The following is a 13,787-nucleotide window of genomic DNA, read 5'->3' on the forward strand; positions in this document are numbered from 1 at the left end:
GCTCAGTTCCGCGACGGGTAGACCCCGTTGATGCAGATACAGACAATCAACGGCAGATAAGGCTGCCTGTTTTCGTGCGGGCTGGTGCCGCCGGTCACGCCGATCGTCATTGGGCTCATCATCACCGGCTGCGTCAGCGGCGGCTTGGCATAGGCGGCGCCAGGTGTGCCGGTCGGTGAGACGAGGCGGCTGAGACTGGTGATCCCAGTCGGGACATTTTCAAGTCCGGGCGGCGCAACGCCCGGGCTGCCGACTACGGTTTTGTTGTGCACGATGTGATTATGCGACGGCATATCCGACTGGAGCAGAGTGACCGCCTCACTGCCAAATTGTGATCCGACGACGTAGCCGGAAAGTCCCGGACCCTGACCGGTGCTGATCGGGCCGCGCCCTTGATAATTGGGCAGCGCGAAAGTGGTCGAGCCGTTGCCGCCGTACATCGTGCCGATGATTGAAAACAGCGCCGAATATTGCTGAAGCGGCAATATGTTGCCGTTGCATTGCAACCAGCCCGAGGGAGCGAAAGTGAAAGCGAAGGCGCGAATCTCGCCGAGAAAGCCGTCCATGATATTTTCCCCTGTTTGCCGTCAGTTGCGGCTGGGATAGATGCCAGCGAGCGAAATAATGTAGGTTGCCGTCAATGTGGGCATCTGGTTGTTATGTGGCTGGTTCCCGCCGGCCGGCTGCACGACATCGACAGGAAGCGTCACGTCGTTCGGCGTAAGCCCGGTCGGATTGAGATAGAGCAGATCGCCATCCGCCGGCTGGGCCAGCGAATTTGCGCTGGGACTGGCCGTGTTTCCGGTCGCCGCCTGGGCGACGAGGCTGTGGGAGTGCGCCGGCATTTGCGTCTGCAAAAGCGTCACCTGCTCAGTCCCTGCCATTTCGCCGACGAAATGCGGCGACAGCCCAGCGCCCTGGCCCTGACCGATCGGGAAGCGGCCACGCAGGTCGGGCAAGGCGAACGTGGTCTGGCCATCGCCGCCATAGGTTGTGCCAAGCAGCGAGAATAGTGTGTCGTAGTCCGCGATCGACAACAGCGATCCATCGCAGAGATGCCAGTTCGCGGGTGCAAAATACCCGCCGAACAGGCGGATTTCGCCAAGATAAGGAGTCATTTCTCACATCCTCCAGGAGGGGCCGTGGTCCGACCAAGTCAGTTGCGCGAGGGGAAGATGCCCGATGTCGCGATACAGTAATTGACGGTCAGATAAGGCTGCATGTTGTAATGCGGCAGGCTGCCACCGCTGCTCGAAATACTCGTTCCGGCAAGCGCGACTGAATTCGTCGTGGTGTTGACGTAGATCAGCTCATCGCTCCCGCCCGCCGGCGTGGTCTGCGCATTGCTCAGATAATTTCCTGCCGCGGCCGCGACGTTGCCGTTTGCCCCCGTCGCGATCATCATATGATTGTGCGCCGGGATCTGGCTGGTAACGAGCGTGACGTTCTCGACGCCGCCCATCGCGCCTTCGGGATAATAGGATCCGCCCGGAAGCTGGCCCATGCCCAGGATAACCCGCCCGCGCAGGTCGGGCAGGGCGAAGGTCTGGACGCCGTTGCCGCCATAAGTAGTGCCTAGCAAGGCGAACAATGCCTGATTCTGTGCGATGCCCAGGATGGCGCCGTTGCACAGCGCCCAATATTTGGGTGGCCAGTCCCATGGAAACATACGGATTTCGCCCAAGAAATAATCCGACATAGGCCCTCCCCTACAGGCGCGACTCTTCACACCGACCGAAGGTCGGATCACATGAAAGCGCGTACCGTGATCAGTAAACAAACAAGGTCGTCGGTAGCCACGTCAATAAAACGGCGGAAAGTCCGCCGCGAGCCGTAGGCAATCCCGACCGGCGACATATAGGCGCATCTAACGATAAGCAGTCAAGTCGATCTCTTCTGCTGCTTTGCGGCATCGGCCGTATTTTTGATCCAAATTGGTTTTTGTTCTTCGCTGTGCCCTTATCACCAATGAACTCCTCACCGATATAACGGCCTTATGGGCCATTGACCGTGCAGGTAATCGTAGGCCATTGATTGTACGATTCAGAGCCGATCGATTTGACCGGAGGCGTTTTCTTGGCGCCGTTTTCGAATTGCGTCGTTGCTTGGGTGCGATATAGCCTGCGGCAACATATTTGGGGGTTATGATGGACGTGAACATTGAGGCGCCACTTGAGACCGGGGAAGTCGGCGAAATCGATACGCGAAAGCCGTGGCACACGCCGGCCGTGATCGAACCCGCCCGCATCAAGTCGGACACCAGCTATCTGCCCGGCGCCGCAGGCGACAGCTATACCTTCTCCAACGTCACGAGCTGATCGACCGCCAACATAAGGCGCCGACACGATGGGAGAATTTGCGGGCGTCATCCGGTTTGATGACGCCGCTATCGATACTGCAACATGCGAGCGGCTGGGGCGTGGCGTTGCCGGTCAGGTCAGGGCGTCGTTGTGGCGCGACGGCAGCGTGGCGATCGCCGAACGTCCGGCGTTGCGGGTCGCGTTTCCGGCGCCGGCCCAGCTGGTCGAACTCCCATCCGGCGGGGTGGTTGTCGCCGACATTCGGCTCGATGATCGTGATGATGCCATTCGGGCGCTCGGGGTCGATCGCGCCCAGTCATCGGACGACATGGCTATTCTCGGCGCGGCCTGCGAGAAATGGGGCGCGGACACAGCAGCGCGACTCTATGGCGATTTCGCCTTTGCGCTATGGGATGATCGGGCGCGCCGGCTGACCCTGGCGCGCGACGCGCTCGGCGTCCGCACACTCTATTATTTCACCGACGGGCAATCGATCGTGTTCGCCACGACATTGCGGAAGATGCTCGCATTGCCGCAGGTGCCACGCGATCTCGACGATATCGCGGTCGCCAATTACATGACTCACACGCGTGGTGATGTCGAACGCACACTTTATCGCCATATCCGCCGAGTACCGCCCGGCGGGACGGTGGTGATCGAGCGTGGTGCGATCCGGGTCGATCGATATTGGACGCCGCAATTGATCGCGTCGGTGCATTATGGTCGCGATCAGGACTATGTCGATGCGGCGCGCGACCTGTTTGATCGTGCGGTAGCGAACCGATTGCCGGTAAGTGGCGGTGTCGCCGCGATGCTGTCCGGCGGGCTCGATTCGACCGGCGTCGCGGGGACCGCCGCGCGCTTGCTCGGCGATCGCCGCATTGCCGCCTACACCCGCGTGCCCGGTGCGGATCACCCCTACGATACGCTCGATGAAGCGACGCTCGCCCGGCAATTGGTAGGCAGCTACGGCAATATCGACTGGGCCGTGATCGACGATGATTATCAGATGGCGCGCGATCTCGAACCGGAGCTGGAAGCGTCGATCCTCGGCCAGCCACGCAATGGCGGTTTCAATCCAAGCTGGTACCGACCGTTGCTCGATGCGGTCGAACAGTCGGGCGCGAACGTGCTGCTCAACGGCGGGATGGGCAACATGACCCTCTCTTGGTCCGGAGTGCCGCCCTATGTCGAGAATTTGCGCCGTGGCCGGTTGATCGCCGCTGCTCGCGTGGCGCTCGACACCGCACGCGTCCAACACCGGTCACTCCATGATGTCATCCGCAAGGACCTGATCCCGGCGGTGGAACCGCGCGGCTTGCGGTTGTGGCGGTGGAAACGCCATGACGGCGGTGCGCCCGCTATGCTCCGCCATAGCGTCGTAGCGACTGCTTTTCTGGAATCGCTCCATTTCCAGCGTCACGCACGCGCCCTCGATCAGGAACTTCCCTTCGAGCAGATCGGCGATGTCCGTGCCTGGCGGATGAAGTTCATCCACACGCAGGACGCGCGCGACATCATGGCGGGCTCACGACACTTCTTCTCCTTTGATCAACGCGATCCGATGACCGACCGGCGGCTCGCCGAATTCACGCTCGGGGTGCCGGAGGATCAATTCTTCCACAAGGGAGAGGGCCGCTGGCTGGCGCGCCGCGTGCTGGCCGATCGCGTGCCGCACGCGATTGCCACCGAACAGCGCAAGGGCCGGCAGTGCCCCGAGTGGTATCATATTGCGAGCAAGCGGCGCGACGCGATGGCGGCATCGATCGAGCGGATCGAACGATCACCGATCGCCAGCCGGGTGCTCGATATCCCACGCCTGAAGATGCTGCTCGACACATTTCCCAAGGATGCGGAGGCGGCGATGAGCAGCAGTGCCGAGCACGGCCCGATACTTCAGCGCGGCATTCTGATGGGCAGCTTCCTGCGTTGGCACGAAGGCGGCAACGACTAGCAGGTCTGTTTAACAGGGACGGCACGGCTGGTGCCGTCTACCAAGCCCTAAGCAGTGACCTGCCCCAGTTCCACCCGGACCACGCGGTCGCATAGCGCCATGCTCTCCGCGCGGTGCGAGATCATCACGATCGTCGGGCGCGGTTCGAGCGTCGCGAGCCGCGCAAGCAACGCCGCTTCGCCATCGGCGTCGATCGCGTTGGCCGCCTCGTCGAGCACCAGCAGCCGAGGATTGCGAAGCAGCGCTCGGGCGAGCGCAATGCGCTGGCGTTCGCCGCCCGACAGCATCGCGCCACGCTCGCCGATCACAGTTTCCAGCCCGAGTTCCAGCCGCGCGATCAGTTCTTGCGCTCCGGCCAGTTCCAGCGCGCGTGCGATCGCTGCGTCGTCGATCGCCGGATCGCCCCAATCGAGGTTGCGACGCACCGTGTCGTGGAACAGGAAGCCGTCCTGCGGGACATAGGCCAGGGTCTCGCGCCAGCCCGCGCGCCGGGCATCGTCGAGCACCACGCCACCGACGATCACCGCGCCGGATTGCGGCACGAGCAGCCCGATCAGCATATCGATTAGCGTCGTCTTGCCGGCACCCGACGGACCACTGACACCGACAAAGCTTCCCGGCGCGATCGTCAGACTCGCCTCGCGCACGCCACCGCCGCCCGGGTGGAGAAACACCGCGGAGCGCAGTTCGACCGGTCCAGCCGGCGGTGCGATCGGCACCGGAACGGGGGCGTCGCTGCGGCCCAGATCCATTTCCAACTGTCGGATCGCCTCGAAGCTCGGCAGGCCGAAAAAGAAATTCTGCGCAGCGCCCTGGATCTGTTGGGCGGGTCCGCTCATCCGCGCGAAGATCAGCACCAGCGCGATCAATACCGCCGGCGACACATTGGCGGCGACCCCGGTCAGCACCACCGTTGCGCCGGCGATCGACGACCCGATCGCGAAGCCGGCGCGCGCGCGCGCCTGGCGCCGCTGGAAACTCAATTGCCGGCCGCGCAACTGAGTCTGGATCGTCTCGAACTCGCCAACGAACCGGTGCTGGCCATTCTGCGCCGCTGCTGCCTTTAATCCGCCGAGCAGTCCCGTCGCGCTGCCCATCAGGGCCTGACTGTGCTTTACGACATCACTGCCAAGATCGCGCGAGCGGCCGTGTGATGTCAGCACGAACACACCGCCGACCAGCAGCAGCAGGATGACGGCGGTGGCGAAGCCGGGTGCGAGCCAGATCGCGAGAGCGCCTTGGACGATCAGCAGGACGATCGCGACGGTCCCCTGAATCATGAACTGCGCGCTGCCGCCGAGCCGCTGCATCTCGGTCCCGAGCAGGTTGGTGATGCGCGAATGACGCAGCGCGACGATTCGGCTCCAGGGCGCGGCGGCGAGCGTGGCCAGCACTTGGTTACGCTGCTGTTCGACAAAACCCGTCTGCAATTTGGCCAGGGTCAGGTCGCGTGCATAAAGAAGGCAGGCGCGGATCAGCGCGACACTGACGAACGCGGCGAGCAACAGCGCCAGTTGTGCCACAGGCGTGGTTGCGCCCGTCGCGGTCAGCGCTTCGCCGATCCTGATCCGCCAGGGATCACCGTTGCGCGGTGAGACGACGACGCTGAGGATTGGGATCAGCAACAAGACGCTGACGCCTTCGAGCAGTGCGCCGGTGCCGACCAGCCCAGCGGCGAGCCAGCCGCGCCACCGTGCATAACCGGTAAAGGCGCCGGCGAAAGCCGCCGCCGATCGCCACGGGCTGGCCATCAGGCGTGCCCGATTTGCGATGTACGCCGGGTCGGGCCGACCGCGACACGGCGTTGGCGACATCCTGTGCCGAGCAGGAGCGCCGCTGTCGACGCAAAGGCTTGCGAGGCATCGCCCGCTGGAATATCACTCATTACGGCCCCGTTCCCCGTCATATGAACGCTGGTATAGAGGCATCACCAGTCAGCGCCAATCATGCGGCGGGATCGCATCTCCTCAACCGTAAATTGTGCGACGCACAAAATAATGTTTCGTGATTTCCGTTACTTGTCGATTCCATACCGACCGGTACTTGCAAACCGTTCCTGGCCACCGCATTTTCCGTGATTATGCCCTGCCGAGCGCCAAAGCCGGAGGGTCACTCGTGCGGGTCTCAGGGACCGGTAACGTCACGTTGTTTGGGGAATAAACGGCAATGATGGATAGCCAGGGCTGGGTGCGCGGCGTGGGAAGCGGTCTGCTACTGCTGCTGGTTTCCGCTTGCTCGGGCGCGAAGCCGCCTGCGGGGCCGCCGCCGACGAACGTCACTGTGGCCGTGCCCTTGCAGCGCGACGTCGTCGATTGGGACGAATATGTCGGCCGGTTCGAGGCGGTTCAGGACGTCGAGCTGCGCCCGCGCGTTTCGGGTACGATCGATCGCGTATTGTTCACCGACGGTCAGAATGTCGGTCAGGGCCAGGCGTTGTTCACGATCGATCCGCGCCCCTATCGTGCCGCGCTCGGCCAGGCTCAGGCGGCTGCGGCCAAAGCTGCCGCATCGCTCGCCAATGCCCGTTCGGAGCAAGCGCGCGCGCAGAAACTGCTCGAGGTCCAGGCGATCTCGAAGGAGGAGTTCGAGACCAAGCAAGCGGCTGTGCGTACGTCCGCCGCGGATCTCGCCGCGGCGCAGGCGTCGGTCAGCAACGCGTTGCTCAATCTCGGTTTCACCACCGTACGCTCGCCGATCTCGGGTCGGGTTTCCGATCGCCGCGTGTCGAGCGGCAATTTCGCGACCGAGGGGCAGACCGTGCTGACTCGCGTGGTATCGACCAACCCGATCTGGTTCTCGTTCGAGGGTGCGGAAAGCTTCTATCTCAAATATCTGCGCCAGGATCGCACCGGGGAACGCGGCTCGTCTCGCAATACGGCGAATCCGGTCCAGATCCAGCTCGCCGACGAAAGCGGGTATCGCTGGCACGGCAGGATGGACTTTCTCGACAATGCGATCGACCAGAATTCCGGCACGATCCGCGCCCATGCGGTGATTGCCAACCCCGATGGTTTCCTGACCCCGGGCATGTTCGGTCGCGCGCGCTTGCTCGGCTCCGGCACCTATAAGGCGATGCTGGTCCCCGATGAGGCGATCACCACCGATCAGACGCGCAAGCTGGTCTATGTGGTCGGCAAGGACGGTAAGGCGACGGCGCGGCCGGTCGAGACCGGGCCGCAGGTCGAAGGATTGCGCGTCGTTAAAAAGGGGCTCGCCGCGACGGACCGGGTGGTGATCGAGGGGCTGACGACGCTGCAGCCCGGGGCCATAGTCAAGGCGAATCTGATCAAGATGCAGCCGCGTGCCGCCAACACCGCGCCGACATCGCAACCGGATACGGCGCCGCCGCCGTCCGAAGCCACGGCGCGCTGATCCCGTGAAATTTCCCCATTTCTTCATCGAGCGGCCGATTTTCGCCGCCGTCCTGTCGATCCTGATCGTGGTGTTCGGGATCGTCGCCTATCCCGGCCTGCCGGTCGCGCAATATCCCGAGATCGCGCCGCCGACCGTGGTGGTCAGCGCCAATTATCCGGGTGCGACCGCCGAGACGCTGGCCGAAACCGTCGCCGCGCCGCTTGAGGAATCGATCAACGGCGTGGAGAATATGATCTACATGTCGTCCTCGTCGACGGGTGACGGCGCGATCGCCATCACCGTCACGTTCAAACAGGGCGTCGATGTCGATCAGGCGCAGGTCCTGGTGCAGAACCGCGTTTCGACCGCCGAGCCGCGCCTGCCCGAGGAAGTGCGCCAGATCGGCGTGACGGTGCGCAAGAATTCGCCCGACATATTGATGGTCATCGCACTGACCTCGCCCGACGGCTCGCTGTCGCAGCAATATATCTCCAACTATGCCACGACGCAGCTGATCGACCGGCTGTCGCGCATCCAGGGCATTGGTGGCGTGCGCTCGTTCGGCGGGCGCGATTATAATATGCGCGTGTGGATCGACCCCGACCGGGCATCGTCGCGCAACCTGACCGTCGATGAGATCATCGCTTCGATCCGCGCGCAGAACGCGCAAGTCGCGGTGGGATCGGTTGGGCAGCCACCGTTCAACCAGGGGGGTACCGCGTTCCAGCTTGGCATCCAGACCGAAGGCCGGCTGACCACCACCGATCAGTTCGGCGAGATCATCGTCAAGCGCGATGATCAGGGCCGGCTGACGCGGTTGCGCGATGTGGCACGGATTGAACTCGGCGCGCAGGATTACGGAATCAACGCGCAGTTGAGCGGCAAGCCGACCACCGCGCTTGGCATCACCCAATTGCCCGGATCGAACGCGCTGACCACGGCGGATGCGGTCAAACAGGAAATCGCCGAGGCAAGTAAATCCTTCCCGGCGGGGATGAGTTATTCGATTCCCTATAATCCGACCGAATATATCGAAGCGTCGATCGAGGCGGTGTATCATACGCTGATCGAGGCGATCATCCTCGTCGCGCTGGTCGTGTTGCTGTTCCTGCAAAGCTGGCGCGCGACGATCATCCCGCTGATCGCGGTGCCGGTCGCGCTGGTCGGGTCGCTGGCAATGCTCGCGGTATTCGGCTTCTCGCTCAACAACCTCTCGCTGTTCGGGATGGTGTTGGCGGTCGGCATCGTGGTCGATGATGCGATTGTCGTGGTCGAGAATATCGAGCGATTGATGGAGGAAAAGGGGCTCTCCCCACGCGAGGCCGCGCATGAAACGATGGACGAAGTATCGGGCGCGCTGATCGCGATCTCGCTGGTGTTGTGCGGCGTGTTCATTCCGACCAGTTTTATCCCGGGAATTTCCGGGCAATTCTATCAACAGTTCGCGCTGACCATCGTCTCCGCGGCAGTGATTTCCGCATTCGTGTCGCTGACCCTTTCGCCGGCGCTCGCCGCGATGATCCTGAAACCCAAGCATGAGAATGAACCGCGCGCGGGCTGGCTCGGCTACCCCGCGCGCTTCGCGCGGGGTTTCAATCGCGGCTTCAACAAACTCGGCGAGAAGTTCGGCAAATTCACCGCCCGCGCCGTGCGCTCGCTCGTGCTGGTCGGGATTGTCTATGTCTGCCTGATCGGGCTGGCCGGCTGGCGCTTTACCGCGACGCCGACCGGCTTCATCCCGGCGCAGGATCAGGGCTATCTGATCGCGGTGATTCAGTTGCCGCCGGGATCGTCGCTGCAGCGCACGACCGAGATCATGAACAAGGCCAGCGCGATCGCCCGCGCCAATCCGGCAACCCAGGGGACGGTCGAGTTTGCCGGCCTGGACGGCGCGACCTTCTCGAACGCGCCCAATGCCGGTGCGATGTTCATTCCATTGAAGCCGCATGCCGACCGCAAGAATGCGAATATAATCGCCGGCGAGATGCGCAAGGCATTCGGTCCGCTCACCGGTGGCAACATCCTGGTCATCCCGCCGCCGCCGGTGCGCGGGATCGGTACCGGCGGCGGCTGGAAAATGCTGATCGAGGATCGCAACAATCAGGGCTACAAGGCGCTTGAGGGCGCGGCGTTCGCGATGATGATGAAGGCCAACCAGGCGCAGGGTATCACCAGCGCCTTCACCACCTTCAACACGCGCACGCCGCGGCTCTATGCCGATATCGACCGCGAGCGCGCCGAACAGCTTGGCGTGCCGGTGGACAGCGTGTTCCGCACGCTCGGCACCTATCTCGGCTCGACCTATATCAACGACTTCAATTTCATCGGCCGCACCTTCCGTGTGACCGCGCAGGCCGATGCGCCGTACCGCGACCAGATCTCCGATGTCGGCCATCTCAAGACGCGCTCAGCGGCGGGCAATATGGTGCCGCTCGATGCGGTGCTGACGTTGAGGAACGACAGCGGGCCGTACCGCGTGGTGCGCTACAATCTCTATCCCTCGGCCGAGTTGCAGGGCGATACCGTGCCCGGCTTCTCGTCCGGACAGTCGCTCACCACCATGGCGACACTCGCGGCGCAGACCTTGCCCAAGGGCATGTCGTTCGAATGGACCGAACTGGCTTATGAACAGCAACAGGCGGGCAATACCGGGGCGCTGGTATTTGGGCTCGCCGTGTTGTTCGTGTTCCTGCTGCTCGCGGCGAATTACGAAAGCCTGGTGCTGCCGCTCGCGGTGATCCTGATCGTGCCGATGTGCCTGCTCGCGGCGATTGTCGGGGTGAACATCTTTGGCGGCGACAATAATATCCTCACCCAGATCGGGCTGGTCGTGCTGATCGGGCTGGCGGCGAAGAACGCGATCCTGATCGTTGAATTCGCGCGCCAGAACGAGGACGCGGGGATGGAGATGCACAAAGCGGCCGAACATGCCGCCGAGCAGCGTCTGCGCCCGATCGTGATGACCTCGATCGCCTTCATCCTCGGCGTATTGCCGCTGGTCATCGGCACCGGCCCGGGCGCCGAGATGCGCCAGGCGCTTGGCGTCGCGGTGTTCTTCGGCATGATCGGCGTGACGACATTCGGCCTGCTCTTCACGCCGAGCTTCTATATCATCAGTCGCAAGTTCGGCGACTGGACCAGCGCCAAGCTGCGCCGCAAGCCGAAGTCTGAAGCGGAGCTTGCACCAGCACCAACACCGGAGGGAGGCGCGGCATGACAAGGTTTGCGTTGATCCCCGCGCTGGCATCGACTCTGGCGCTCTCCGCGTGCGCGGTTGGACCCAATTATGAGCGCCCGGCCACATCGACCACGGCGGCGGGCAACTTCAGCGAAGCCGCGCGCGGCGGCGGGGTCGCGGCCACTGCGCTGCCCGACGATTGGTGGAAGCTTTATGATGACCCGATCCTCGATCGGCTGATCACCGACGCGCTCGCGCATAATACCGATATCCGCATCGCCGCCGCCAATCTGGCGCGTGCGCGGGCGGCATTGTCCGAACAGCGCGGTGCACGGCTACCATCGACCGATGCCAGTGCGTCCGCGACGCGCAGCCGCACGGCGGCGGGGCAGAGCCCCACGGGGCAAGCGTTCGAGATCGATTATTATTCGGTCGGCTTCGATGCCTCTTATGAAATCGATCTGTTCGGCGGTGTGACCCGCGCGATCCAGGCGGCGCGCGGCGATGCCGATGCCGCCGCCGCGCAACTCGACGCCGCGCGCGTCTCAATCGCGGCGGAGACCGCCCGTGCTTACGCCGCCGCCTGCAGCAATGCGGCGCAGCGCGCGGTGGCGCAGGAGACGGTCGGGCTGCAGCAACAGACGCTCGACCTGACCAATCGGCTGTTCGACGCCGGACGTGGCACGCGGCGCGATGTCGAGCGCGCTGATGTGCTGCTTGCCCAGACCCAGGCGCAGATCCCTGGCTTCGAGGCCGAGCGTCGTGCCTCGCTTTATGCGCTGGCGACGCTGACCGGCCGTCCGCCGGCGGAGATCGATGGTGATGCCGATCGCTGCACGACGCCACCGCGCGTTCGGGCGATCCTGCCGGTCGGTGACGGGACGACATTGCTCGCCCGCCGCCCCGATGTCCGCGCGGCGGAGCGCACGCTTGCCGCCGATACCGCGCGCGTCGGCGTCGCGACCGCCGATCTTTACCCCTCGATCCGGCTGCTCGGCAGTATCGGTTTCGGTGCGACCAAGCCGGGCGATGTGTTCAAGAGCTCTGGCTTCTCCTATTCGCTCGGCCCGCTCATTTCGTGGAATTTCCCCAACCAGACTCAGGCGCGTGCGCGGCTGCGTCAGGCCGAGGCGACTTCGGACGGTTCGCTCGCACGCTTCGACGGGACGGTGCTGACCGCGTTGAAGGAAGTCGAGCAAGCCCTTGCGCGTTATGCCGGTGCGCTCGACACCAACGCGGCGCTGGTCCGTGCCGAGCGTGCGAGCGGAGAGGCAGCGAAACTGTCCAAGCTGCGCTTCGATTATGGCGCCGACAGCTTCCTGCTGCTGATCGATGCCGAGCGCGACCGTGCGAGTGCGCGTGCCGCGCGTGCGCAATCGGATGCGGCAGTGGCAGACGCGCAGATCAGCCTGTTCAAGGCGCTCGGCGGTGGCTGGGAGGATGCGCCGGCGGTAACCCGGCGCGAGCCTTGATTTAATGTTCCGCCGTCTTTGACAAGGTCGCCGTTGGCGCCTCCAGCGGCTCGATCGCAATCGCATGCGGATTGGCGATAAGATCGCGGATCGCGGCAGTGTCGCCCTGGTCGATTATGCCAAAGACCGGCATCGAGCCGGCCTTGGGGTCGGTCAGCACCACCCGGTCGCGTGCGTAGAGATTGATCTTGGCAATGACGTCGCGCAGCGGCTCGCCGCGAAAGACCAGTTGGCCGCGCGTCCAGGCGGTGGCGCTGTCGGCGTCGAGGTCGCTCGCCTGGCGGATAAAACCCACGCTGCCGCCGTCGCGCGTGGTCATCCCGAAGGCCACGCGTTCGCCTTTGCGTGCGAGTTTCTCGATCGGTTCGCTCGCGCGCGTATTGTGCGCACTATCGCGCAATGCGATGCGGATCACACCCTCGACCACGGTGACCTCGGCCTCGCGCGCTGCCACCGCGACGTCGAACGCCGTGCCAACCGCCTTCACCTCGCCATGCGGGGTCTCGACGATGAACGGCCGCGCGGCGTTGTGCGCGACCTTGAACAGTGCCTCGCCGCCGCTCAGCCGGAGCCGGCGCTCGGTGGGCGTATAGCTGATCTCGACCCGGCTGTTGGCGGCGAGCGTGACCGTCGAACCGTCGGCCAGCCGGATCAGCCGCCGCTCGGCATGGCTGGTCGCATAATGTTGAGCGAAATCGCGCTCCGCTGCGGGATGGGTAAACCAGGTGACGACGCCGATCGTGGCGAACACTACGGCCGCCAGGGCTGCGACGCGCGCCGGCCATACGCGTCGCACCGCCGGTGCCTCTGCCGGGCGTTCGAAATCGCCGAGCCAGCCCCAGAACGCCGTGGCCTCTTGCCGGTCGGCGGGATGCAGGTCGCCGCCGCGTCCGGTGAGCAGCGCATCGAAGACCGCCTCGGCGCGGTGCCCCAGGTCGCGGTCGTTCATTGACCACGTTCCATCAGATGGCCGAGCCGGGCATAGAGATGCGTGGCGGCATGGGTCAGGTGCTTCTGCACCATGCGCGAACTGATGCCGAGTTCGCGCGCGATCTCGCCAGTGCTGCGTTCATCGAACCGGCGCATCACGAATACCGCGCGACAGCGCGATCCAAGCTCATCGAGCGCAGCTTCGAGTGCAGCCTGCAGATCGGCGACACGCCGTCCATCTTCTTGCGCGGGGCGGACGGGCAGGTCGTGTTCGTCGAGCAGCGGCGCGGTGCTGATCGTGCGCCGATGGCGATCTGCGATCAGATTGGCGGCGATGCGGAAGAGATAGGCCTGCGGTTCATCGAGCGTCTGTGTTCGCGCTCGGGCGATCAGCCGCGTGCATGCCTCCTGCACCAGATCTTCGGCTTCGGTGGGGTTGACGACGCGTCGTGCGACAAAGGCGCGAAGCGCTGCGCGATAGGCGTCGAAGCCCTGATCCGCCGCATTGCTCGTGTCGCTGTTCGTCGCCCCGCGCACAATCCTTGCCCCTTCGGTCCGTCACCCCTCCCTGCCATGACGCGGGGAAAGGGCAAAGGCGA

11 protein-coding genes are annotated in these 13,787 nt (G+C 64.1%); 5 read left to right on the plus strand and 6 right to left on the minus strand.

What is annotated here, in order from left to right:
• Nucleotides 1–2 precede the first annotated feature (2 nt).
• The 3 genes from G4G27_RS01450 to G4G27_RS01460 are packed head-to-tail and all read right to left on the minus strand — an operon-like array spanning nt 3 to nt 1,699.
• Entirely contained in the window at nt 3–566 is a 564-nt protein-coding gene (locus G4G27_RS01450; RefSeq protein ID WP_183111480.1) for a tail fiber protein, read from the minus strand.
• A 21-nt stretch (nt 567–587) separates the two neighbouring features.
• Nucleotides 588–1,118 carry a tail fiber protein gene (locus G4G27_RS01455; protein ID WP_183111482.1) on the minus strand — a complete coding sequence of 177 codons (531 nt, stop codon included), beginning with the start codon at nt 1,116–1,118 and terminating at the stop codon, nt 588–590.
• Between the two features lie 38 nt (nt 1,119–1,156).
• Nucleotides 1,157–1,699: a tail fiber protein gene (locus G4G27_RS01460; RefSeq protein ID WP_183111484.1), complete on the minus strand. Its 543-nt coding sequence runs from the start codon at nt 1,697–1,699 to the stop codon at nt 1,157–1,159.
• Nucleotides 1,700–2,147: 448 nt separating this feature from the next.
• Between G4G27_RS01460 and G4G27_RS01465 the strand changes: the two genes are divergently transcribed.
• Both G4G27_RS01465 and G4G27_RS01470 read left to right on the plus strand, forming a co-directional pair.
• A complete protein-coding gene (locus tag G4G27_RS01465; protein WP_183111486.1) occupies nt 2,148–2,318 on the plus strand; it encodes a hypothetical protein in 171 nt (56 codons plus the stop codon).
• Nucleotides 2,319–2,346: 28 nt separating this feature from the next.
• The gene (locus tag G4G27_RS01470) at nt 2,347–4,254 is read left to right on the plus strand and encodes an asparagine synthase-related protein (protein WP_183111488.1); all 1,908 of its coding nucleotides are present in this window, start codon (nt 2,347–2,349) and stop codon (nt 4,252–4,254) included.
• 47 nt (nt 4,255–4,301) lie between these two features.
• Here the strand turns inward: G4G27_RS01470 and G4G27_RS01475 are convergent, their stop codons facing one another.
• A complete protein-coding gene (locus G4G27_RS01475) occupies nt 4,302–6,005 on the minus strand; it encodes an ABC transporter ATP-binding protein (RefSeq protein WP_183111490.1) in 1,704 nt (567 codons plus the stop codon).
• Between the two features lie 415 nt (nt 6,006–6,420).
• On the opposite strand from G4G27_RS01475, the gene G4G27_RS01480 reads away from it, so the two are divergent.
• The 3 genes from G4G27_RS01480 to G4G27_RS01490 are packed head-to-tail and all read left to right on the plus strand — an operon-like array spanning nt 6,421 to nt 12,258.
• A complete protein-coding gene (locus tag G4G27_RS01480) occupies nt 6,421–7,626 on the plus strand; it encodes an efflux RND transporter periplasmic adaptor subunit (RefSeq protein WP_244624509.1) in 1,206 nt (401 codons plus the stop codon).
• A 4-nt stretch (nt 7,627–7,630) separates the two neighbouring features.
• Nucleotides 7,631–10,825, plus strand: coding sequence for a multidrug efflux RND transporter permease subunit (locus tag G4G27_RS01485; protein WP_183111492.1), 3,195 nt, complete (start codon nt 7,631–7,633; stop codon nt 10,823–10,825).
• Nucleotides 10,822–12,258 (plus strand): efflux transporter outer membrane subunit, encoded by a 1,437-nt coding sequence (locus tag G4G27_RS01490; protein WP_183111494.1) that lies wholly within the window; start codon nt 10,822–10,824, stop codon nt 12,256–12,258. The genes G4G27_RS01485 and G4G27_RS01490 overlap by 4 nt, the downstream gene beginning before the upstream one ends.
• Nucleotide 12,259: 1 nt before the next feature.
• Here the strand turns inward: G4G27_RS01490 and G4G27_RS01495 are convergent, their stop codons facing one another.
• Complete coding sequence (locus tag G4G27_RS01495; RefSeq protein ID WP_183111496.1) at nt 12,260–13,207, minus strand: FecR domain-containing protein; 948 nt, start codon at nt 13,205–13,207, stop codon at nt 12,260–12,262.
• Nucleotides 13,204–13,725, minus strand: coding sequence for a sigma-70 family RNA polymerase sigma factor (locus G4G27_RS01500; RefSeq protein WP_244624510.1), 522 nt, complete (start codon nt 13,723–13,725; stop codon nt 13,204–13,206). Before G4G27_RS01500 ends, G4G27_RS01495 begins: the two co-directional genes overlap by 4 nt.
• Nucleotides 13,726–13,787 lie beyond the last annotated feature (62 nt).

This window comes from Sphingomonas sp. So64.6b (assembly GCF_014171475.1).
Taxonomy (GTDB): domain Bacteria; phylum Pseudomonadota; class Alphaproteobacteria; order Sphingomonadales; family Sphingomonadaceae; genus Sphingomonas; species Sphingomonas alpina_A.

Bases quoted from the DNA above. Each gene is read 5' to 3' on its own strand.
- G4G27_RS01470 (WP_183111488.1), top strand. From the start codon at position 2,347: ATGGGAGAATTTGCGGGCGTCATCCGGTTTGATGACGCCGCTATCGAT.
- G4G27_RS01460 (WP_183111484.1), bottom strand. From the start codon at position 1,699: ATGTCGGATTATTTCTTGGGCGAAATCCGTATGTTTCCATGGGACTGG.
- G4G27_RS01465 (WP_183111486.1), top strand. From the start codon at position 2,148: ATGGACGTGAACATTGAGGCGCCACTTGAGACCGGGGAAGTCGGCGAA.
- G4G27_RS01475 (WP_183111490.1), bottom strand. From the start codon at position 6,005: ATGGCCAGCCCGTGGCGATCGGCGGCGGCTTTCGCCGGCGCCTTTACC.
- G4G27_RS01495 (WP_183111496.1), bottom strand. From the start codon at position 13,207: ATGAACGACCGCGACCTGGGGCACCGCGCCGAGGCGGTCTTCGATGCG.
- G4G27_RS01455 (WP_183111482.1), bottom strand. From the start codon at position 1,118: ATGACTCCTTATCTTGGCGAAATCCGCCTGTTCGGCGGGTATTTTGCA.
- G4G27_RS01490 (WP_183111494.1), top strand. From the start codon at position 10,822: ATGACAAGGTTTGCGTTGATCCCCGCGCTGGCATCGACTCTGGCGCTC.
- G4G27_RS01450 (WP_183111480.1), bottom strand. From the start codon at position 566: ATGGACGGCTTTCTCGGCGAGATTCGCGCCTTCGCTTTCACTTTCGCT.
- G4G27_RS01480 (WP_244624509.1), top strand. From the start codon at position 6,421: ATGATGGATAGCCAGGGCTGGGTGCGCGGCGTGGGAAGCGGTCTGCTA.